This is a genomic window from Fictibacillus sp. 5RED26, assembly GCF_015903895.1.
GTDB classification, from domain to species: Bacteria; Bacillota; Bacilli; order Bacillales; family Fictibacillaceae; genus Fictibacillus; species Fictibacillus phosphorivorans.
This window is the reverse complement of sequence record NZ_JACZDU010000001.1, coordinates 264,453-284,158: the sequence shown is the minus strand read 5'-3', so window position 1 is coordinate 284,158 and position 19,706 is coordinate 264,453. Positions and strand designations below refer to the sequence as shown.

The window sequence follows — 19,706 nt, the reverse complement described above, 5'->3', positions numbered from 1 at the left end:
GGAGAAGGCCGGAAAAATAAAGTTTTATTTTTTTATTTTTTTGCGTTGATGTAAAGCTTACCTGATGCTCGTTCACTTGTTTTGTTGCCATAATCATCTGAAGCGATCACTTCAACAACAGCACCTGGTGCCTTAACATTTGTAGTTGCCGTATAGTAACCTTCGTAATGACCTTCAGACGTTTCACGCATCGGAAGCTCTGTAGCATTTGCTAATCCACCAGCATTTGTCAGCGGCATATGGATAACGAATACTGCATCCAATCCTGGCGCACTGTCAAATTCAATCTTCACAGACTCCCCGCTCTTCAGCTCTTTGTCTGTGTCAGGTTTCAAGTTCTCAACCACTGGAGCTTCGAACTTCGCATAAACGGTTACAGTCTTCGAGTGGCGATTTCCAGCTTTATCAAGCGCAACCACTTTGATTACATTTTCTCCTTCATTTAGAAGCATGCGGTGACTGTAGTTGCCATCTTCGTCAACTTGCGCTTTTTGTCCGTTAACTTTAACCCAATCAAGGTTGGTTTCATCAACTGTACCTTTTACGGTTACAGATTCACGGTTTGTCTTCATACCATCAGCCGGTGATGTGATACTCACTTTTGGCTTTGTTTGATCCAGCGTCACAGTTACCGGAGCAGATTCATCTGTTGAACCACTATCTGTTACTGCTTTGGCAGTCAACATATTAGCGCCCTCTTCTAACATAACTTCAGCAGAGAACGTACCTTCGTCTGTCGTTTCAGCAGTAGCTACTTCTTCTCCGTCTCTGTAGATTTCCACTGTAGTGGTTGGAGCAGCGTTACCTGTTACAGTTACTTTCTCTTCGTTTGTAAACGATCCATCGACTGGAGAAGTAATGGATGGTGCCGTTACTTCATAGTTTACAGTCGCTCTGATCATATAGTTACCTTCTTCTTCTGGAGATTGAGACCATGCCCCACTCAAGCTTTGGAAGCTTCGTCCTGACCACTCTCCATCTTCATCCGTTGCAAGACCTGGTGTGTTAGGGTTTGCAAAGTTTTGGATGTACACCATATAGAAGTCCCCTTCTACCATGATGCCGTGTTGACTTAAGTCAACATGCGTCCACTCGCCATTACGTAATGCTGTAGCATCAAAAGGTCCAGCGAGCTTTTTACCTGGTGTCCCATCTGGTCCACTAGCATCGTATACAGCTACTTGGAATGCTGTTCCACCTGGTACTGGCCATTCAGTATCCCAGAATCGGAATAGTCCTCCAGTTACAGCTGCTTTTTCATTACCATCTGCTAGTGACATCTTAACTGCCCAAGCGTTACCTGCAGCATTCCATGCACGAGCATTCTCAGCTGTACCATCGTCATACCCAATCTCACCTGGGTAACCGATGAAAGGTTTTAACGCGATGTCTTGATCTGTTGTATCGCCACCAGAAATGGTAACAGAAACTTCTTCTCCATAATAAGAAGGTGCAAGTACTTTTAGCGTGTATTCGCCTTCGTATGCAGAGATTTCATACGTACCATCTTCATTCGTTTGAACAGGTGCAATCGCAGCATCTTCCATGAGCATCACAGTAGCTCCTGAGATCGGTTCTCCAGTCACTTCATTCGTAACCGTACCAGAGACTGTTCCTCTTGGAATTTCTTCTAGTGTAAAGTTCGCACGTGCCGTTCCGTCAGCCTCAAGAGTTACTGATTGAGTTTGCGAACGGAAACCATACGCCTCAGCTTGTACCGTGTACGTTCCTGCCGCATGTGTTAAGCTGTACGAACCATCTTGAGGATTCGTATAAACAGAACGTCCTGTTTCAAGAACACTAACTTCTGCTCTCATTGGTAGAGCTAGTGGAGCACCATTACCATCTTTTGAAGGTTCTTTTTCAGAAGATGGTTTCATCGGCTTGATTTTAGAAGGATCTACTTTTGGTTTTGCTTGTGACATAGGTGCTTTTTCAACCGCTGGTGATCCGCCAAGTTTTGCTTTCTTCGTTGGTGTGATCGGTTGGTCATGCAACTTCACATCATCTAGGTACCAGCCTGCTTTAACGACTGAACCATCAGCAGTTACATTGAACGCAACGTAAATGCGTTGTCCTGCATATTCACTTAAATCTACTTCACCGTCAATCCAACCACCGGAAGTAGAGTTTACACGAAGCTTTTGTGTCCAGTTTTCCATATCTGTTGAAACGAATACATGTCCATAATCATAGTTTCGCTCTAAATCGTGCCACTGTTTGAACTGAAGATAAGTGTTGCCTTCAGGAAGATCAACAGGAGGCATAACAAGTGTCATGTTAGCACTGTTCGCATAGTTTCCAGCAAGACTTGAAGCATATACCTTTTCACCAGAGAATGCTGCACCAGGTCCGCTTGTTGGTACACCATGTTCCCAGCTGTTATTTGCTCCAAAAGATGTCCAGCCTGTAGGATTTCCTTCAAAATCCTCACTGTATCCTGAAGAGATTCCAGGTAACAGTGCTATTGTATAGTTATCAGTTGAAACGGAACTTCCTCCAAAATCAATGGCTGTCCATTTATAGACAATGGAATCACCCATTAATGCTGATCCTGGAATAGAAGCGCTGTACGTACCTGATTGATAATCTCCACCTGTACGTTCAGCAGCCACATCTGTCCAGCTTCCGTCTTCGTTCTGATAGCTCAATGTAACTGAAGTAACGCTAATGTTATCTGACACTTCAGCTTCAAGATTTAATGGCATCTCTTTGTAAGATTCAGTTGGCCCTTCATGTGTGATGGAAGGAGCTTCACTATCTTCTCCTTCTTTCGTTACAGTTCCCTCGATTCTTCCTAATCCAGTCACTACTGAGGATACGGCTGTAAATGCATTCACAAGTCCATGCCCATATCCATTGTTAGGAGACTCAGGGAAAGTTGCATCTGTAAGAGGAGTTGCTGAATTTAATAAAATCTCTTCAAGTTCTTCAACAGTCAGACTCGAATCAGCTTGCTTCAATAAAGCAACTACTGCTGAAACGTGCGGTCCGGCCATTGATGTACCATTCCAACCACCTTCATATGCACTTCCAGGAACCGCTGAACGGATATTAACTCCTGGTGCTGAGATCTCAGGTTTTGTTTCGTCATATGGAGAAGGTCCTTGCAGTGAGAAGCTCGCTAAAGTGTTATTGATATCTGTTGCACCCGTTGCAAAGGATTCTGGATAGTTTGCAGGAGTTGCAACTGATCCAGGACCACCTGGATTAAAGATCGTTGTGTTACCTGCAGAGAATTCTGGGAAAATCTCAGCTGAACGCCAAGCTTGTACCATCTCTCTATACCATTCATCCAGTCCTGCTCCGCCACCCCATGAGTTGTTTACAACATCAGGCGCTTTTTCAGGATGTGGATTACCTTCTGCATCTTTTGGTGCTAAGATCCACTCACCGGCTTCAAGAAGATCAACATCCGTTCCACCTGAAGCGGAGAACGCTTTTACAGCGATCCATTTTGCTCCCGGTGCAACACCGATCTGATTGCCTCCGTTCGGTTCAGCACCTACCATAGTTCCCATCGTATGTGTACCATGCCCATCATCATCATATGGAGCCGTTTGTCCACCGACAGGATCAAACCAGCTAAATTGATGATCAGCTGCATCAGGGTTCTGAGGATCAAATCCACGATATTTTTCTTTTAGTGCAGGGTGATTCCATTGAACACCTGTGTCGATATTGGCAACAACTGTACCAGCCCCATCGATACCCATCCCCCAAACTTCAGGAGCACCTACACGTTCGATATTCCATTCAATAGAAGAAGTATCGTTTTTCGGTTGAACCTGTAGTGATGATTTTGGAAGTTGCTTTTCTGGAAGCTTTACAGAACTTACAGGTTGAATAAGCTGTCTTGTTTCGTTTGGAAGCACTTTTTCAACTTCTGGGAAAGCTGCGATTTCTTCCATTACTTCTTTTGTCGCCGTTACGGCCATACCGTTAACAACATAAAAAGATTGGATTTTTTCAGCTTTACCTGCTTTTTCTTGTTTTTCTAAGTATTTTTTCGTGTGCTGTTGAGTTTCTAGCGCGTTTGCACGAAGTGTTGAAACGATCGTTGAACGTTTCATAAGTTTAGTTTGTTTAGAAGAGAGTTTTTGAGATTTAGCTTCTTTAGCAGCTTTTTTCGCCACTGCAGCCGTATCTACTTGTTCCTTGAATTTAATGAGGAATGTAACTTTATCCTTCTTGCTGAATTGCTCGTTCAGTTTCTTTGCAACCTTACTCGTCTTACCGTCTAATGCTGCCTCTTTCGCTGAAGTAGAAGCCTTACCTTTTGTAGTAGCAGCATTCGCTTGAGATGGGAACATCATTGGAACAATCATTAAAAAAGCTAAAAATACGGAAAGCCAGCGTACTTTTCTTCGTTTTTTACTCATGTAACTTTTCCCTCCCTGGTCTATTGTTTTTTGGTTGATCTAACCTAAGCAAGAATTCTGTCACACCTCCTGTTATTTTTATGAAAATATAGTAATTCTTTGTTGTTATATAAAGGTTAACGGAACAGTCATGTAAGATTATGTAATATTTTGTCGTAGAAAGTACTAGTAAATGGAAAATAAATCCTTTGTATGACTGCTATTCTACTAATCCGTGACTTTTGATTAGTCATTTTTTTCTTTTTGCTTATTTTTTCTGGTATGCAAAACTTATGGCACGGTACATAACTACTTATTTTTGTAATATAAAATAAAGTAAGTGAAAAATGAGGACTCAGTCACTTTATCTGTGTTAAAAAGAAACTATATTAATTCCAATATTTTCTTTATGCTTTTACAGTTGCATTGAGTTAGATAGATTTACGAGTTCATGAGTGAGGCATTCTTCCTTTCTTGGATGCAGGTCTTATGTCGGAAAAAACGGCATATTTACCTATTAAAGTTATAATCTATTACTTAAATTTTAATAGTTTGTAACAATATCTTAACTTTGATTTTTATAAAATGTCGTTTTATGGCAATATTCATCTCGTAAAAGCATTCGAAAACAAACAAAAAACCTCCCTCTTTATGAGGAAGGTTAAATACTATTGTGGTCGTTCTAACGAAAAAATCTCTCCAAGCTTTACGTAATTCGTTCCTGCTAATCTACCAACCGGCCTTAGCTTGTCTGCATCAATTCTGCCATCGTGATAAAGTTCATCTGAAATATGATAATGAACGACTCTTCCGATTAACAGATCAGTAGATGGCTTGTCGGGTGTGCCTCCTAGAGGAATGATCTGTTCAACAACACATTCCATACGTATTTTCGATTCAGCGATACCAGGAACACCTACTTTTACCGATTTTACCCTTGTTAAATTCGCAAGTTCAACTTCGCTTTGATCTGGCTCTAAGTTAGCAGCTGTTATATTTACAGCTTCTATATATGTTTCGTCTGGAATGTGAACCACGAATTCACCTAGCTCATCTGCATTTCGGGACGTATCCTTCCGTTTACCATCCTTCCTCCCAATAGAGATTGCGATTAAAGGAGGATCGGAAGTTAACGCATTAAAATAGCTGAACGGTGCAGCGTTTAGCACTCCTTCTGATGAAAGAGTTGTAACGAACGCAATCGGTCTTGGAATAATACTTCCGGTTAGAAACTTATAATTCTCTTTTATTGATAAATTTTGAGGATCGATGGACTTCATGAATCTTCACCCACTTTAATCAGTTTTTGTACAATGAGCATGAACTTGTCGAATTCCATATGTTCTTATGAATGACTCAGTTGTGACATTTAGCACTAAATAAACGATCATGATCTATTTGTCTTATATTTTGACTTAATTTTAACAAAAATGACTTATAAGAGATGTTTGCTGAACCATTCAGCCGCTTCTTCTACCTCAGCTCTTGATAGCTGATGACCCATGTTATCCCATTTCAAATGTACTTTTGCGCCGGCGTTGTTCAACAATTTGTGCAACTCTTCCGTTTCTTGAGGCGGACAGATTGGATCGTTTTTTCCTGCCCCGATAAAAACAGGAAGTCCATCAAGGTTCGGAAGCTCAATTCCGCGTCTAGGTACCATCGGATGATGAAGGATAGCACCTTTTAATGATTTTTCATAGTGAAAAATTAAACTTCCTGCAATGTTAGCACCGTTTGAATAGCCAACAGCCACAACTTGATCACGATTAAAATCATACTTTTCTGCTGCTTCTTCAATAAACTCATAAAGCTCTTTTGTACGAAAGATTAGGTCTTCTTCATCAAATACACCCTCTGATAGACGGCGGAAAAATCTCGGCATACCGTTCTCAGACACATTTCCTCTTACGCTCAGTACAGAGGATTCTGGTGAGATCATTTCTGCTAACGATAGTAAGTCCTTCTCATTTCCTCCTGTACCATGTAATAACAAAAGTACTGGCTTGTTTAAATCTGTTCCTTTATTAAATAGATGGATCATCGTTTATCCTCCTTTAAAATTCTGGCTTCAGCCGGTAGTAGGTGATTCTCTATCTGTTCACGGTGAGGCTCAAGCCATGGTGGAAGTAATAATTTCTTTCCTAACCCTTCTTCTGGTTCATCACGTGTAAACCCTGGTGGATCAGTTGCTATTTCAAAGAGTATGCCGCCTTCTTCACGGAAATAAATAGCGTTAAAATATTGTCGGTCAATGATTTCGGTTACTTGAAACTGTTTTTGTTTCACATGTTGCTGCCATAGTTCATGTTCTTCGTAGGAAGAAGCTCGCCAGGCGATGTGATGAACTGTACCTACTCCGCTCACACCTCTTGCTTCAGGCGATCGTTTAACATCAATTACGTTCCCAATGTCACTTTTCGCATGAAACCGGATGTAATCACCGTCTTGCCCTATTTTTTCTAACCCCATCACTTCTGTAAGAACTTGTTCGGTTGCCTGTGGAGCTGCTGATAGAAGTACTGCTCCACCAAATCCTTTTATTGCATGTTGAGGAGTAACCTCGCCAAATGACCATTCGTTATTCTTGCCTTCTTGTCTTGCAACAATTTCTAGACGCAATCCATGAGGATCGAGAAATTCTAGATATTCTTCTTTAAAACGGACAGTCTTTTTATACTCTACGGCGAACTTCACGAGTCTTTCTTCCCAAAAGGGTAAAGAGCCTTCAGGTACAACAAAAGATGTAGTTCCAACTTGTCCCGAACCAACTCTACCTCTATAAGCATCTGGCCAAGGGAAAAACGTCATGATGGTTCCTGGGCTCCCTCCTTCATCTCCAAAATAGAGATGATACGTCCCTGGATCATCAAAGTTTACTGTTTTTTTAACAAGTCTAAGCCCTAGTACACCCGCATAAAAATCTACATTTTCTTGAGGGTTACCAACAATCGCAGTTATATGGTGAATTCCATCTGTACGCATCGTCATATCCTTTACATCCTTTCAACTTCATGTAACTTATTTTTTGTAAGTTAAGTATATGATTTAACACTTACTTTTGTCAAGTAACTATATTCGATTGTTTTCGATACTTAGAATATGTATCATTTCTTTTAATCCTACTCATTATGGACGTACCACAGTTTATTTAAGCCTATACCCTTAATACGTGGGAAGAACAACATTTAGTTCGTATATTGCCACCACTCATCCATGTCAGAAATAAAAAAATCCACGTGGAATCTGTAGATTCCACGTGGACAAAATGTGAATTGTTGTATTTGTTTGGGGTCAGACCCCTTATTAGAAGTCGAAGTTATCTGGGTCTGGGCCGATGCGTCGATCTTCATTTAACGCATCAATCTTCGCCATATCTTCAAGCGATAATTCAAAATCAAAGATATCTGCATTTTCTACGATGCGGTGTTGTTTAACAGATTTCGGAATCGTTACAACGCCGTTTTGAACATCCCAACGAAGGATGATTTGCGCTACAGATTTTCCGTATTTCTCTGCTAGTTCGACTAATGATGGCTCATCTAGCAGCTCCCCTTGCATGAGTGGGCTCCATGCTTCGAGTTGAATGTTGTTATCTTTACAGAACAACAGAAGCTCTTTTTGTGCCAAACGTGGATGGTATTCTACCTGGTTCACCATCGGTTTGATCTCACAATCAGCTAAGATGTCTTCTAAGTGATGCACTTGGAAGTTAGACACACCAATCGCTTTTACTTTTCCATCCTTGTAAAGCTTTTCAAGTGCACGCCATGTTTCTTTATACTTTCCTTTTACCGGCCAGTGAACGAGATATAGATCAAGATATTCAAGTCCAAGTTTGCTCATGCTCTCTTCGAACGCTGCGAGCGTTGACTCATAACCCTGATCTTTATTCCATACTTTAGTCGTGATGAACAATTCTTCGCGAGGAACACCCGCTTCTTTTAACGCTTGTCCAACACCTTCTTCATTTTTGTAGATGGCTGCTGTATCAATACTCTTATAGCCCACTTCGATTGCCCATTTAACAGAATCAATTACTTCTTGTCCTTCTTCAACTTTAAATACACCAAGTCCGAACCACGGCATCTCTACTCCGTTGTTCAAGACCGTCGTATCTTGCAATGATTTAATCGTAGTCATCTGTTTAATAGCCTCCCATTTTTAGAGCTGAATTTTGTTCCCTCAAAAAGATATTGTCACATTCTGCTGTATAAAGGAAACATTTCGACTTTTAGAAGGGATTTAAATCCTTCTATGGAAGTAGTATCCAACACAATATGAAAATGGGGTGTTGGTGTGAAGGACAATCTGATTCATTTTAAGACCAAAAGCGAATCATCTAAATCTATGCCTGAACAAGAATTTACCCTGATTCAGGAGATACGTGAACTTTTATCAGAGTTTCACTGTAACTATCCTTTAGTAACAAAAAAAGCGATTCTACTTCGTATCGATCAACTAACAGATGAACTCATCTTCAATAAACGATAATTAAAAAGAAAATTGTCTTTGATACACATTCAGCAAAACATCTAACTCTTGACTACACTTAACCGTTTCATTGCTGGTTAAGCCATTGCGATCCGCAACTTCTACCAGCTTCTCTTTTTTTTCTTTTATACATTCCATGAGAAGAGAGTTATTCCATTCTTTTTTCTCCACGAAAATCCGCTCCTCTTGTGTCATTTTTATATACCTCTTGCTTATTATGAACGCTTTTTTTATCCTTGAAAATAGATTCACCAAAAGAAGAAGTAATGTTACAAAAGTGGACAATTTTTTCATGCTATATCGTCAGAAATACCTAAGATATCCTTCAATATGATCCAAGATTCAGCCGCATTCGTCGACTTTCTTGAGTTTGAAACTAGTAACAATACTAGTAAAGAATCCTTTGTTTTTTATTGTTTTATTATAGAATCGATGCTTAGGGCTACTATTTCAGGCTCAAAAAAAAGGATGGGCTACTTCCCATCCTTTTAACCTTTTTTGTCATTGAAATAGTTTACAGAGTACATCGCTCCTTCTTCTACCATCTTGTTGTCATCAACATCCATTGGATCAGGATGACCTGCTTTATTAATAGGTAGCTGCGTACGATCAATGTGATCTGGTCGAACTCTGCGTTTCATATCTTTAAATTTCATTTTAGTTTTAATACGATTTGGTTTAAAGGACAGCCACACTAATGCTCCTGTACCAAGACCGATCAGGGCCCAAGATTGTGTTTTCAATAATTTACTGGTTGTTTTCATTTGAGTTTGAGTTGTAGTTTGCATGAATAACGCCTCCTTGCTTACATTTACCCCATTTATATAATATCGTAACATCTCATTTTCTTTTCAATTATTACATCTGCCTATTTCCTTAAAATCTAATCATTTGTCCATACACGCTTTCCGGAGTTTACATATACTGTATCGAAGTCGAAAGTACACTTATAAGGAGGAGTTTTTAGAATGTATGCAAATTCACCGGTAAATGCTTCACTTGCAAACGCACCAGTATATGGTGGCGGATATAGTTATTGTGGTGGCGGAGGTTATGGCAAGAGTTTTGCGATCATAGTAGTTCTATTTGTCCTTCTCATTATTGTTGGCTGTTCGTGGGCATATAAAGGCAAAGACTGCTAATTTTATATGCAGTAAAAAGAGGTGCGGATATGGTATCCGCACCTCTTTTGTTTACATATATGGTTTTGCTGTTCTCTTAAGGGATACCGTTCTTACAAAATCGATAAGTCTTGTGCTGATCCACTGGCACATTAAAGCGAATACTATAATCTCAATGCCTAACATTAACGATGTACCTAACAATACAACACTATTGATACAAAAAAGAATGGTTCCTGGCTTCTTACCCGTCCAATAAGAAAGAATTAAAGCAACGATATCCATACCACCTGAAGATGCACCGAATCGAAAGAGAATACCCACTCCTGTTCCGAAGATAATACCTCCGTACACAACATCTACAAGTGTTCCGTTTAAAGGGTTGGTGATCTGAGGAGTCAGCCAATCCACAACGATGGATGTGACAGCCACACTATAGATGGTCCATAATGCGGTTTGCTTTCCGAGTTTCTTTATTGCCAACAGCAATAGTCCAAAATTTATCGACCATAACGTTAAACCAAGTGATACATCGAAAAAATAATCATTTAATATAGCAATACCCGCTACACCCCCAGAAGGTATATGGTGAGGAAAAAGAAAAGCTGCCATAGCTAGTCCTTGCAAAAAAGCACCAAACGTTAACCACATGATTCGCTGCAAAACAAAAACCCTTTCTCTTTCGTTGTTTATTCCTTCCTTCATATTAGTCCTCTTCACCTAAAATGCAAGCTGTTTCAAAAATAAAACACATATAAGTTAAATACGAATCATATCTTTTTATTGATTACTCCTTTTTAGAGGAATAGGGCCCTGTTCATCTCTTTTGCGGGAATAACACGAAATGTGGAAGCAGCAGAAAGGTGGACAAGAAAATTGACACAACACAACAAAAGAGAAATTGAGATGCTTGAGCAAAAAGCGCGCGAAGAGCACAAAGAAGCTGAACAAGCACGATCAGTAGTTGGAGATGTCTATATTCAAAAGAAGTTTCAGGAAAACCGAGCAACTGTTCAACCAAAAAAGAGCAAATAAAAGAAAGCAGTCGGATGACTGCTTTTTTTATGGCCTTATATATTTTTATGATAATGAACCTGTTCCAAGACTGCGTAAGGCATCAACTGCACCCCTGCTATCTTCTCCAGTTGCAGAAACACAACACACCCCTTGCATGCCATTTAAAAGACTCATACTAAGGTGGCTTTTTGCATTGATTCTTAACGTATTGCATTCAAAAAAGATCTGGCATTGTTCAAACTCATTCGCTTTAATGACCATTTCATGAATCCAAGTTGGTCTGATTTTCTCTTGTACCATAAAGTATGTTTTCATTGTATGACCCTCTTTCAGTCCTCTTCATTTTTTATTTTACTAGCGAAATGTAAAGAACGTTTTAACCCCATGTTAGAGTTTTATGGCTTATGCATTTAATTTATGAAGAAACTGAAAAATAATGGTATGAAAAAAGAACTAAATTGCAACATTATGAGTATGACTTAAAAAGGAGTAAGATTATGGCTTATTACATAGCATGCGATTATGATGAACCCGATCGCCAGAGTTACAGAGGGATCGTGATCATAGATACTTTAACAAACGAAGTAGCTCACCGTTTCTACTCGGGAGACTTTGATCAAGATTTCCAGGAATATAGAAGCTGGTTAGAAGATACCGAGCCTTTTTATTTTGAAGGTGACAGTTTGTTAAATTTCGTTGGCGATCTGCATGATCCCGCATTAAATGAAAACGATGATTTTTATCACTAGGCTAAATTCCGCAAAAAAAAATAGCAAATAAAAACACCATTCAAAGTTGAATGGTGTTTATTCACCCTTATTTAGTCTTTATTCGTAGAATCAATAATGCGTATTGGATTTCCTGTTGCATCTCGATAGATGGCATACCTTCCCGGTGGAATTGTACAAGGTAGTTTAACAAAATTCAGCTTTCCCTCATGTTCATGATAAAAGTCATCAACACTATCTACTAAAAACACACCGCCTGGTCCTAGATCATGCTCATCTTCTTCTATCATCAGCTGTACTTCACAATCTTTCATCGACATTCCAAGTACTTGATTTCCTTCTCGCCAGGCTTCAGTCATCCCTAGACCTTCATAATATTGCTGCGACTCATGTAAATCTTTTACTGGGTGAAACAAAAACGCGAGCTTCATACCAATACCCCCTCGTAAAAAATTCGTGATCATGTGCTAGATTTATATTCGATTTTAATTTTATGTATTCGTTAAATTCCCTCTCTTATTCTTCATTTCCTGCTCTCTTTTATAAAAAAGCACTATTTATCACGCTCTTTTCTAAAGGTCTCCCGCTTTTGGAAGTTTTCTTTTGCTACTATGCAAGTTGGTTGAAGGTAAAGATGATGAGACTCCTAATGCGCATATACTGGCAGGAAGCTCTTCATACGAAACATATTGAGCATGCAAATGTATAGGTATCTCAACTCTTTCGTAGAGCACCAATGTATCTAAAAAAACAACCATTAATAAAAAAACACACTGATTAACAAAATAAAAGACTGATCCATCTACACGCAAAGTGTAGTATGAATTCAGTCTTATAAAACTTAATACGGATACGGCGGATATGGGTATGGCGGATAGACAGGATAGATTGGATAAGGTCGAGGTGCTAGTGCTAGACCTGCGATAGTACCAAGTGTTAGTCCTACTAATGCTGGTGCAAAGAAGAAGCGGTTGCTGCTCTCGTCCTGACCTTCTGAACTATACGGTAGAATATACGCTTTACTCTCATCTACGTGTTTAAGAACACCATGATATCGTGTGCCACAATGACAATCAATATATACCGATCTGCCTATATAACGACGGCACAGGTGATACGTTTGGTATGACAATGGGGTAAACCTCCCAGCTTGTTTTTGCCTTCTCTACACCATATGTCCAACCTGTTATTTTGACAGAGACAAGAGTCTATCGGTTTTTATTTTTCTCCAAATGGTCGCAAAACGAGATGTTGATTTTCTGGCCATTCTTTCTTAATTAATGCTGTTTCGTGATACTTGCCAGTGGCCCAATCTTCCACTTGATCACTGTACCATGGACTCAGAACATGACCGGATTGACCTGGTCCGACCACGTGATACGACCTTGACGTATCAGACATATCAATCACTGAGCGCCAAGCTCCACCATGCGTGATGCTTCCAGTTTCACGATCCCATCCGGCTACACCCACTGTCACTCTACTCCCACCCATACTTTGTTTATCCGGATTAAATAACAGATTTAAAGGTTTAATTGCAGCAAGAGGGTGTTCAAATGTTAAGGTATGGAAATCTCCCCATTTCCACTTTGATGAATCTTCACCAAATTTTTCTGTTAATAAGGTCATCATCGATTCAAAAGAACGTTGGGTGACTTTTTCTAATCCACCATTCTCTTTGATCCAAGGTCCGGGTTCTCCAGAGTTCGCTTTTCTTATCAGTTCGTCCACTACTTGTTCTCTACCGTCAAACATTTTAAGCATCTCTTCACTGATCTCATCCTTAAACAACTCATCACTAAAATGGCTCATCCAGATATGGAAGATTAATGGAGCTGCACTTTCCTTGCTGTCCGATCTATTCCAATTTTTCAGAAGTGCTAAAACATCTTGTTCCTTATCGTTCAGCGGCTTTTTCATAACTTGTTGCAAAAAAATAGGTAGCATTTCTTCTGCTTGCTTGTTTTTTTGATCGAACTGTAGAGATTGCATGTCTTTTGCCGTAAGTTTTTCTTTCCCTTCAAGTACTTCTACGATCCGTTGTTGTCTATATGGTTGAGCAAATGTATCTGAAATATGATAAGGATACGAATCAGCAGTGACTTTATTGTTGGCTGTCGCAATATATCCTTTTTCAGGATTAACGCTTGTTGGCAGTTCATCCCACGGGATGTACCCTTCCCATTCATATTGGTCGGTCCATCCAGGAACAGGAATTGACGTATAGTCTTGTTTACGAATGGGTATCAAACCGTTTGCTTTATAAGCAATCGTTCCATCTGTACTAGCAAATACAAAATTCTGCGCCGGTGTATGAAATGATTCCAGTGCTTTTTCGAACTGATTCCAATTTTTAGAGCGGTTCATCATAATTACAGCTTCGAGCTCCTTTGAAGGTTGAAGAGCTGTCCATTTTAATGAAAGGGCTGTACCTGGTTTATCATGATGTGCAAATTCTGAAATTACAGGTCCATGCCTCGTGATAACTACCTCGTGATCCACATCCATTTTATCCTTAACTTTAATTCTTTCTTTAACCACATCAGCTTTTTCCCAGTTTGCTAAGTATTGAAATTCATAAGCATTCTTCGGGTTTCTCTTTTCTACGTATAGTTCCTGAACATCTGGTCCTACGTTCGTAACACCCCATGCGATCGTTTTGTTATGGCCCACAATGATACCTGGAATTCCCGCAAATATTACACCAGAAACTTCATAATCCGGAGCTTTCAGATGAGCTTGATACCAAATAGAAGGAGTACCAAGCGAAAGGTGTGGATCGTTGGCAAGAAGCGGTTTTCCAGATTTCGTTTTACTGCCCGCAACTACCCAGTTATTACTACCATTATGATGGTTTGGAATAACCGATCCCGCGAAACTTTTTTCAAAATCAATTCCTTCAGTCTGTAGATCTTCTATTATCGTTGGTGCATCTTCTGGATATCCTGGAAATAAGTCCAGAGCTTTTTCTTTTGAGAAGGTTTCCGTTAGATAATATCGAAAGGCTTGACCTTCCCAATGTCCACCAAGGTCAAAAGCCATGTATTTACCGATCACGAGCGAATCAACCGGCGTCCATCTCTCCGGCTCATATCCAACGAGCAAAAATTCGATGGGTAGTGTGTTATCTTTCTTCGCTTGGTTCATATAAGCGTTCACACCATCTGCATACCATGAGAGATATCGTTTCATTTCTGGAGAGTATTTATCATAAGAAGCTTCTGCTGCTCTTCTCAAACCAAGTGTTCTAAAAAACTTATCACGGGTAAGTGTCTTTTCCCCAATAACCTCACTGAGCATTCCCGATGCTTGTCTTCTGCTCAAATCCATTTGAAACAACCTGTCTTGAGCCGTTACAAAGCCCTGAGCCATAAATAGGTCCTTCATTGAGGTCGCTTCAATATGAGGAACACCGTCTCTATCTCTGTAAACATCTACCGTTGCATCTAGTCCGTTTAGAGAAATTGATCCATTAATTATGGGTTTACTTTTTTGAAGCAAAAAATAGGCAGTCCCTGCTGCTGCTGCTAATATGACAACGATAGCAATTCCGATGATAAGTAAACCTTTTTTCCAAGATAATCGTTTAACAGACTTTTTTTTCTGAAGCGCACTCTCCACCTATAGACCCCCCTGCCACTACAATCTTCCTAATTACATTCTATAATGTGACGGATTTCCCCTGTAAAAAATTGAGAAAAGTAAATGGATTGAAAAACCTCCATACTTTTCGCCTAATTTCTCTAAATAAAGACAGGATTCTCAGAAAAATGTCGAATATTTCAACAAGCAGTTTATGACATAAAAGATAAGGAGAATTAAGATGGCTAAAATTGTAGTGGATTTCCAACTTAGTCATGGTGAGGAAAAAATTACTGAAGGCAACATCGTGATTGTTAATATCTATCCAAGCAAAGCCAATCTCCACGAACAAGTGAAAAAATTAATCGCAGAACAATTTAACTGCCCTGCTGGAATCATCTCTATTAAGCAAATAAAAATGAATGCATAAGTTAATAAAAAATGTGTTAACGCCTTAAAGCTTTGAAATGTGTGGTAGTGTCGCCTACCACCTGCGCGTTTCTAAGCTTGGCATCCAAAAAGGAATTTTACATCAGGATTGCTTGTCTGCCCAAAGGAAAGCGAGCAGTCCCGAACGGAAATGAACTCCTTCGAAAAACAACTAAAGGCCAACCTTTTGAAAAGAGCCATAAAAAAAGAGGTGCTTCGCTAAAGGAAGCACCTCTATATGTATAGGGGACTTTATTATCTCATCGATTTTTAAATCTAGTAAGTTCCATTAGACGTATACCGCTTGGCCTATGTTCAACCCTTTAATCGGAAAATTAGGCGGTGGTTGGCCAAGTTATCTAGCTTTTGTCATGCTAAAAATACGTCTTAATGATATTTTCAATCTCTTCATCCTTCATTCGACCTGCAATTCCAGGGGTTTGAGCAAAATATTTTACCGCTTCACCGCAAGATAGACCTATCTGACTAAGCCCTTTTGCGATCGTAATAAGATAAGTTGCTGGCGGTGGATTCAAATCCTGTTCATGCATATCAAGATTGCAAGTGAATGTAACCATCGGATATCCTTGGTCCTCGCCTAAATAGACCATTCGACTATACCAGCCTTGGCCAAAGTGAATATATCCTTTTTTGATGACTTCCTCCAGATCAGCCTCTATTTCATCACAGCTGTTTTCTTGGGCTGTAACATCTAAAAACTGCTCAACAGTGACCAAATACTTTCTCCCAAACGTCTCGTAAGCTTCATTTCTTTCATGGCCGATAAAGGCAACCCCACCTTCCCCCCACTTCGTTCGCTCTCTTGCAAAATACAGGGGATATGGCAGAACTGCTTTGCCGTTCTTCAGCGGCATGGCTGGGTTTCTGCAGCCTCTTTCCCGTTGAGTAGAACCTTCCGGCTGATCGCCAAGAATATAACATAAAAAACGATGCTCCATTAAATTAGATCCATAACTGACATACCAAACATAAGATGTGTCCAACGATTAATCCTCCTTAAAATTTTCCTTGAATAATAGTCATGAACAATGTCATTTTTTTATACATTGATATACACAAGGGGGATGAAAAGAATGAAAAGAAAGTGTTTGCTCTTCGTATTTAGCTTATTTATATTTCTTTTCGTGATGTTCCTAGCTACACCTGTTATCTAAAATATTTTTAAAATTAACTATTTCATAGGTCTTTTGGTTCACCCCAGTTAAAATAGAAAAAGAATTCGATTTTTGATCGAAAATAATATTGGTAAAATAATCCTATTGACCTAAATAGTGTTATTAGAAATAGTCTTTCCGATTCTTGTTTCATTTTTCAAATCGGGATAAAATGGTAAACATACAATACTTTTCCTTCTCTAGTTTCTGTACGAGTCTTACTCCTAATTTGCAAGGAGGGATGGGGATGACAGTATTTGAAGCGATGTCACTCATGATTGGTTTTTCAATGCTTGTTCTTACCATAATCCGCTCCAAAGATGATTCATAAAGACAGAGAGTTTTATTTTTTATTCATTCTGCCATGCAGATGCATGGCTTATTTTTTCGGATAAATTTATCTAAAAGCTAGAATTACCCTTTCTATGAATTGTAAAACAAAAACCTTGCTGGAGATACTCTCCGAGCAAGGTTTTTAGTTTTAACTGTTTTTTCTTTATACAATCGTAGCTAGTCTATACTTTCTTGACGACAATCTGCCCTTCTGAAACATTTACTGTTAAATTCTCGACGCTCTCGTCATCTAAAAGAACATCTGCAATTTTATCTTCGATGTGCTCTTGAATGATACGACGAAGTGGTCTTGCTCCGAAAGCTGGATGATACCCTAGTTTCGCAAGCTTCTGTTTTGCAGCAAAAGTAACTGAGATCGAGATGTTTTGCTCTTGGAGTTGAACAGAAAGATCTTGCAGCATCAAATCAACAATCTTCACAAGGTGTTCTTCTTTTAGAGACTGGAATTGAACGATGCTATCAAAACGGTTTAGAAACTCTGGTTTGAAATATCCGCCTAAAGAGTCTAGAATCTGCGTTTCTTTTTCAACCTCTTCTGTATTAAACCCTAGTTTCTTTGTTTGTTTTACAGCTGAACCGGCATTACTTGTCATGATGATCACAGTATCCTTAAAGCTTACCGTACGTCCTTGGCTGTCGGTCAATCTACCGTCTTCCATGATCTGAAGAAACATGTGCTGTACATCTGGATGAGCTTTTTCGATCTCATCGAGCAACAGTATGCTATATGGCTTACGGCGAATCTGTTCTGTTAGTTGTCCAGCCTCTTCATGTCCCACATACCCTGGAGGTGAACCGATCAACTTAGAAACTGCGTGTTTTTCCATATATTCACTCATGTCGAGACGAATCATGCTGTCTTCATCGCCAAAGATTTCTTTAGCTAATGTTTTCGTTAATTCTGTTTTACCTACACCCGTTGGTCCTACAAATAGGAAGGAACCGATCGGACGCTTTTTCGCTTTTAACCCTGCACGACTTCTGCGGATAGCTTTTGCTACCTTTTCCACTGCTTCATCTTGTCCGATTACTTGTGCTGCAAGTTTTGAAGCGAGCTCTTTCATCTTAGACTGTTCATCACTTTGCAGTTTACGAACTGGAATTCCTGTTTTTTGTTCAACGATATGTTGAATATCTTCTACTTGAACAATTGCTGCCTTTTTATCTTCTTCTTGTGTTTTAAGTTTCTCATCGAGTACTAATTCTTCTTGTCTAAGCTTAGCTGCGAGTTCATAATTTTCATCTGCAGCAGCTTTTTCTTTTTCTTTAACGAGTTCCTCCAAGCGCTCTTCAATTGAAGATTTCTCAATCGTAATATGTTGCAGGTTGCTCTTAGAACCTGCTTCATCCATAAGGTCAATCGCTTTATCTGGCAAGAAGCGGTCTTGAATATAACGATGTGATAATGTAACACAAGCTTTTAAAGCTTCTTCTGTAAATTTAACTTGGTGATAGTCTTCATATCGTGAAGCAAGTCCTTTAAGGATCTCAAACGCTTCAACAGGTGTCGGTTCGTTAACAATAACAGGCTGGAAGCGGCGCTCTAGCGCTGCATCTTTTTCAATTTGGCGATATTCTTTGAGTGTTGTAGCACCAACCATCTGAAGTTCACCACGAGCGAGTGCTGGTTTGAGAATGTTTCCTGCATCCATAGATCCTTCAGCAGAACCGGCTCCCACGATCTGATGCACCTCATCTACAAAGAGAATCACATTCTTGAGTTTTTGAAGTTCAGCAATAAGTTGTTTCATTCTTTCCTCAAACTGACCCCTTACGCCAGTATCTGCAACGAGTGAAGCAACATCTAACAAGTACACTTCTTTGTTCAGTAGCTTTGCTGGTACATTACCTTCTACAATTTTAGTAGCTAAGCCTTCAGCAATTGCTGTTTTACCTACACCTGGCTCCCCGATTAATACCGGGTTATTTTTTGTACGACGGTTCAATATTTCGATAACACGACGTACCTCTTGATCACGTCCGATTACGGGATCGATGATTCCTGCCTTTGCCGCATCTGTTAAGTTACGGCCAAATTTATCTAGGAAGCCTCCGCCTCGTTTTCCTTTTTGTGTTTGTTGATGCTGATGACCGTTAGACTGATCTGCAAAAGCTTGTCCATTCATCATCTGTTGAAAAATATCATCGAAAGAAGAAAAGTTCATATTCATTCCTCCTCCAGTAGTCATTTCTTGTTTTACTTTATGGTAACAATCCGAGCAGAGCACAAATTGTTTCTTTTCTTTATTCATCGAAATACTCATTTGAATCGTAGCAGGATTAACTTCACATTGTTCACAACGCATAATTGTAACCCCCTATTTAGATTTTTAGAAAATTTGTATAAATTATTTGCGATTATAACGTTATGCTTTTCGTTTCGCAACTTTTTTGGTTAAGGTGTTTTGGTTTGATTGCTCAAAATTTGACTTTGACTTTCTTTGA

The 19,706-nt window shown here is 39.5% G+C and carries 20 protein-coding genes; 6 read left to right on the top strand and 14 right to left on the bottom strand.

Annotated features, from left to right (window positions below):
- Positions 1 to 32 precede the first annotated feature (32 nt).
- From IHV10_RS01495 to IHV10_RS01475, 5 genes are all read right to left on the bottom strand, one after another.
- Positions 33 to 4,382, bottom strand: a complete 4,350-nt coding sequence (locus IHV10_RS01495) for a S8 family peptidase (protein WP_197126999.1) — start codon at positions 4,380 to 4,382, stop codon at positions 33 to 35.
- 647 nt (positions 4,383 to 5,029) lie between these two features.
- Positions 5,030 to 5,641, bottom strand: a complete 612-nt coding sequence (locus tag IHV10_RS01490; protein WP_197126998.1) for a flavin reductase family protein — start codon at positions 5,639 to 5,641, stop codon at positions 5,030 to 5,032.
- Between the two features lie 155 nt (positions 5,642 to 5,796).
- A complete protein-coding gene (locus IHV10_RS01485; RefSeq protein ID WP_197126997.1) occupies positions 5,797 to 6,405 on the bottom strand; it encodes an alpha/beta hydrolase in 609 nt (202 codons plus the stop codon).
- On the bottom strand, positions 6,402 to 7,352 hold the full coding sequence (locus tag IHV10_RS01480) for a ring-cleaving dioxygenase (protein WP_197126996.1): 951 nt from the start codon (positions 7,350 to 7,352) through the stop codon (positions 6,402 to 6,404). The genes IHV10_RS01485 and IHV10_RS01480 overlap by 4 nt, the downstream gene beginning before the upstream one ends.
- A gap of 315 nt (positions 7,353 to 7,667) precedes the next feature.
- Positions 7,668 to 8,504, bottom strand: coding sequence for an aldo/keto reductase (locus IHV10_RS01475; RefSeq protein ID WP_197126995.1), 837 nt, complete (start codon positions 8,502 to 8,504; stop codon positions 7,668 to 7,670).
- A gap of 156 nt (positions 8,505 to 8,660) precedes the next feature.
- Between IHV10_RS01475 and IHV10_RS01470 the strand changes: the two genes are divergently transcribed.
- Entirely contained in the window at positions 8,661 to 8,855 is a 195-nt protein-coding gene (locus IHV10_RS01470) for a hypothetical protein (RefSeq protein ID WP_197126994.1), read from the top strand.
- Here IHV10_RS01470 and IHV10_RS01465 read toward each other — a convergent pair whose 3' ends face one another.
- Positions 8,856 to 9,026, bottom strand: coding sequence for an aspartyl-phosphate phosphatase Spo0E family protein (locus tag IHV10_RS01465; RefSeq protein WP_370568694.1), 171 nt, complete (start codon positions 9,024 to 9,026; stop codon positions 8,856 to 8,858).
- 317 nt (positions 9,027 to 9,343) lie between these two features.
- Positions 9,344 to 9,643, bottom strand: a complete 300-nt coding sequence (locus tag IHV10_RS01460) for a hypothetical protein (protein ID WP_231618099.1) — start codon at positions 9,641 to 9,643, stop codon at positions 9,344 to 9,346.
- A gap of 180 nt (positions 9,644 to 9,823) precedes the next feature.
- Here IHV10_RS01460 and IHV10_RS01455 point away from each other — a divergent pair, with 180 nt between their 5' ends.
- A complete protein-coding gene (locus IHV10_RS01455) occupies positions 9,824 to 9,997 on the top strand; it encodes a YjcZ family sporulation protein (RefSeq protein WP_191753127.1) in 174 nt (57 codons plus the stop codon).
- 51 nt (positions 9,998 to 10,048) lie between these two features.
- Here IHV10_RS01455 and IHV10_RS01450 read toward each other — a convergent pair whose 3' ends face one another.
- Positions 10,049 to 10,681 (bottom strand): YitT family protein, encoded by a 633-nt coding sequence (locus IHV10_RS01450; protein ID WP_231618098.1) that lies wholly within the window; start codon positions 10,679 to 10,681, stop codon positions 10,049 to 10,051.
- A gap of 171 nt (positions 10,682 to 10,852) precedes the next feature.
- Between IHV10_RS01450 and IHV10_RS01445 the strand changes: the two genes are divergently transcribed.
- Complete coding sequence (locus tag IHV10_RS01445) at positions 10,853 to 11,011, top strand: hypothetical protein (protein WP_197126992.1); 159 nt, start codon at positions 10,853 to 10,855, stop codon at positions 11,009 to 11,011.
- Positions 11,012 to 11,056: 45 nt separating this feature from the next.
- Here the strand turns inward: IHV10_RS01445 and IHV10_RS01440 are convergent, their stop codons facing one another.
- A complete protein-coding gene (locus IHV10_RS01440; RefSeq protein ID WP_197126991.1) occupies positions 11,057 to 11,308 on the bottom strand; it encodes an HPr family phosphocarrier protein in 252 nt (83 codons plus the stop codon).
- A 182-nt stretch (positions 11,309 to 11,490) separates the two neighbouring features.
- On the opposite strand from IHV10_RS01440, the gene IHV10_RS01435 reads away from it, so the two are divergent.
- A complete protein-coding gene (locus tag IHV10_RS01435) occupies positions 11,491 to 11,742 on the top strand; it encodes a hypothetical protein (protein ID WP_197126990.1) in 252 nt (83 codons plus the stop codon).
- Between the two features lie 71 nt (positions 11,743 to 11,813).
- On the opposite strand, the gene IHV10_RS01430 is transcribed toward IHV10_RS01435, so the two are convergent.
- The 3 genes from IHV10_RS01430 to IHV10_RS01420 form a co-directional block, all read right to left on the bottom strand.
- On the bottom strand, positions 11,814 to 12,152 hold the full coding sequence (locus IHV10_RS01430; RefSeq protein WP_197126989.1) for a VOC family protein: 339 nt from the start codon (positions 12,150 to 12,152) through the stop codon (positions 11,814 to 11,816).
- 410 nt (positions 12,153 to 12,562) lie between these two features.
- Positions 12,563 to 12,853, bottom strand: a complete 291-nt coding sequence (locus IHV10_RS01425) for a hypothetical protein (protein ID WP_197128255.1) — start codon at positions 12,851 to 12,853, stop codon at positions 12,563 to 12,565.
- 86 nt (positions 12,854 to 12,939) lie between these two features.
- Complete coding sequence (locus IHV10_RS01420; RefSeq protein WP_197126988.1) at positions 12,940 to 15,342, bottom strand: penicillin acylase family protein; 2,403 nt, start codon at positions 15,340 to 15,342, stop codon at positions 12,940 to 12,942.
- Positions 15,343 to 15,544: 202 nt separating this feature from the next.
- On the opposite strand from IHV10_RS01420, the gene IHV10_RS01415 reads away from it, so the two are divergent.
- Complete coding sequence (locus IHV10_RS01415) at positions 15,545 to 15,733, top strand: hypothetical protein (protein ID WP_197126987.1); 189 nt, start codon at positions 15,545 to 15,547, stop codon at positions 15,731 to 15,733.
- 373 nt (positions 15,734 to 16,106) lie between these two features.
- Here IHV10_RS01415 and IHV10_RS01410 read toward each other — a convergent pair whose 3' ends face one another.
- Positions 16,107 to 16,736 carry a hypothetical protein gene (locus tag IHV10_RS01410; RefSeq protein WP_231618097.1) on the bottom strand — a complete coding sequence of 210 codons (630 nt, stop codon included), beginning with the start codon at positions 16,734 to 16,736 and terminating at the stop codon, positions 16,107 to 16,109.
- A gap of 412 nt (positions 16,737 to 17,148) precedes the next feature.
- On the opposite strand from IHV10_RS01410, the gene IHV10_RS22690 reads away from it, so the two are divergent.
- The gene (locus IHV10_RS22690) at positions 17,149 to 17,238 is read left to right on the top strand and encodes a putative holin-like toxin (RefSeq protein WP_222122228.1); all 90 of its coding nucleotides are present in this window, start codon (positions 17,149 to 17,151) and stop codon (positions 17,236 to 17,238) included.
- 184 nt (positions 17,239 to 17,422) lie between these two features.
- Here IHV10_RS22690 and IHV10_RS01405 read toward each other — a convergent pair whose 3' ends face one another.
- Positions 17,423 to 19,567, bottom strand: a complete 2,145-nt coding sequence (locus IHV10_RS01405; protein ID WP_197126986.1) for an ATP-dependent Clp protease ATP-binding subunit — start codon at positions 19,565 to 19,567, stop codon at positions 17,423 to 17,425.
- Positions 19,568 to 19,706: the final 139 nt, after the last annotated feature.

Excerpts from the sequence above, each read along its gene's own strand:
- IHV10_RS01405 (WP_197126986.1), bottom strand. The coding sequence starts at position 19,567 with ATGCGTTGTGAACAATGTGAAGTTAATCCTGCTACGATTCAAATGAGT.
- IHV10_RS01415 (WP_197126987.1), top strand. The coding sequence starts at position 15,545 with ATGGCTAAAATTGTAGTGGATTTCCAACTTAGTCATGGTGAGGAAAAA.
- IHV10_RS01460 (WP_231618099.1), bottom strand. The coding sequence starts at position 9,643 with ATGCAAACTACAACTCAAACTCAAATGAAAACAACCAGTAAATTATTG.
- IHV10_RS22690 (WP_222122228.1), top strand. The coding sequence starts at position 17,149 with ATGGGGATGACAGTATTTGAAGCGATGTCACTCATGATTGGTTTTTCA.
- IHV10_RS01440 (WP_197126991.1), bottom strand. The coding sequence starts at position 11,308 with ATGAAAACATACTTTATGGTACAAGAGAAAATCAGACCAACTTGGATT.
- IHV10_RS01480 (WP_197126996.1), bottom strand. The coding sequence starts at position 7,352 with ATGACGATGCGTACAGATGGAATTCACCATATAACTGCGATTGTTGGT.
- IHV10_RS01450 (WP_231618098.1), bottom strand. The coding sequence starts at position 10,681 with ATGAAGGAAGGAATAAACAACGAAAGAGAAAGGGTTTTTGTTTTGCAG.
- IHV10_RS01435 (WP_197126990.1), top strand. The coding sequence starts at position 11,491 with ATGGCTTATTACATAGCATGCGATTATGATGAACCCGATCGCCAGAGT.
- IHV10_RS01475 (WP_197126995.1), bottom strand. The coding sequence starts at position 8,504 with ATGACTACGATTAAATCATTGCAAGATACGACGGTCTTGAACAACGGA.
- IHV10_RS01485 (WP_197126997.1), bottom strand. The coding sequence starts at position 6,405 with ATGATCCATCTATTTAATAAAGGAACAGATTTAAACAAGCCAGTACTT.
- IHV10_RS01495 (WP_197126999.1), bottom strand. The coding sequence starts at position 4,382 with ATGAGTAAAAAACGAAGAAAAGTACGCTGGCTTTCCGTATTTTTAGCT.
- IHV10_RS01455 (WP_191753127.1), top strand. The coding sequence starts at position 9,824 with ATGTATGCAAATTCACCGGTAAATGCTTCACTTGCAAACGCACCAGTA.
- IHV10_RS01490 (WP_197126998.1), bottom strand. The coding sequence starts at position 5,641 with ATGAAGTCCATCGATCCTCAAAATTTATCAATAAAAGAGAATTATAAG.
- IHV10_RS01430 (WP_197126989.1), bottom strand. The coding sequence starts at position 12,152 with ATGAAGCTCGCGTTTTTGTTTCACCCAGTAAAAGATTTACATGAGTCG.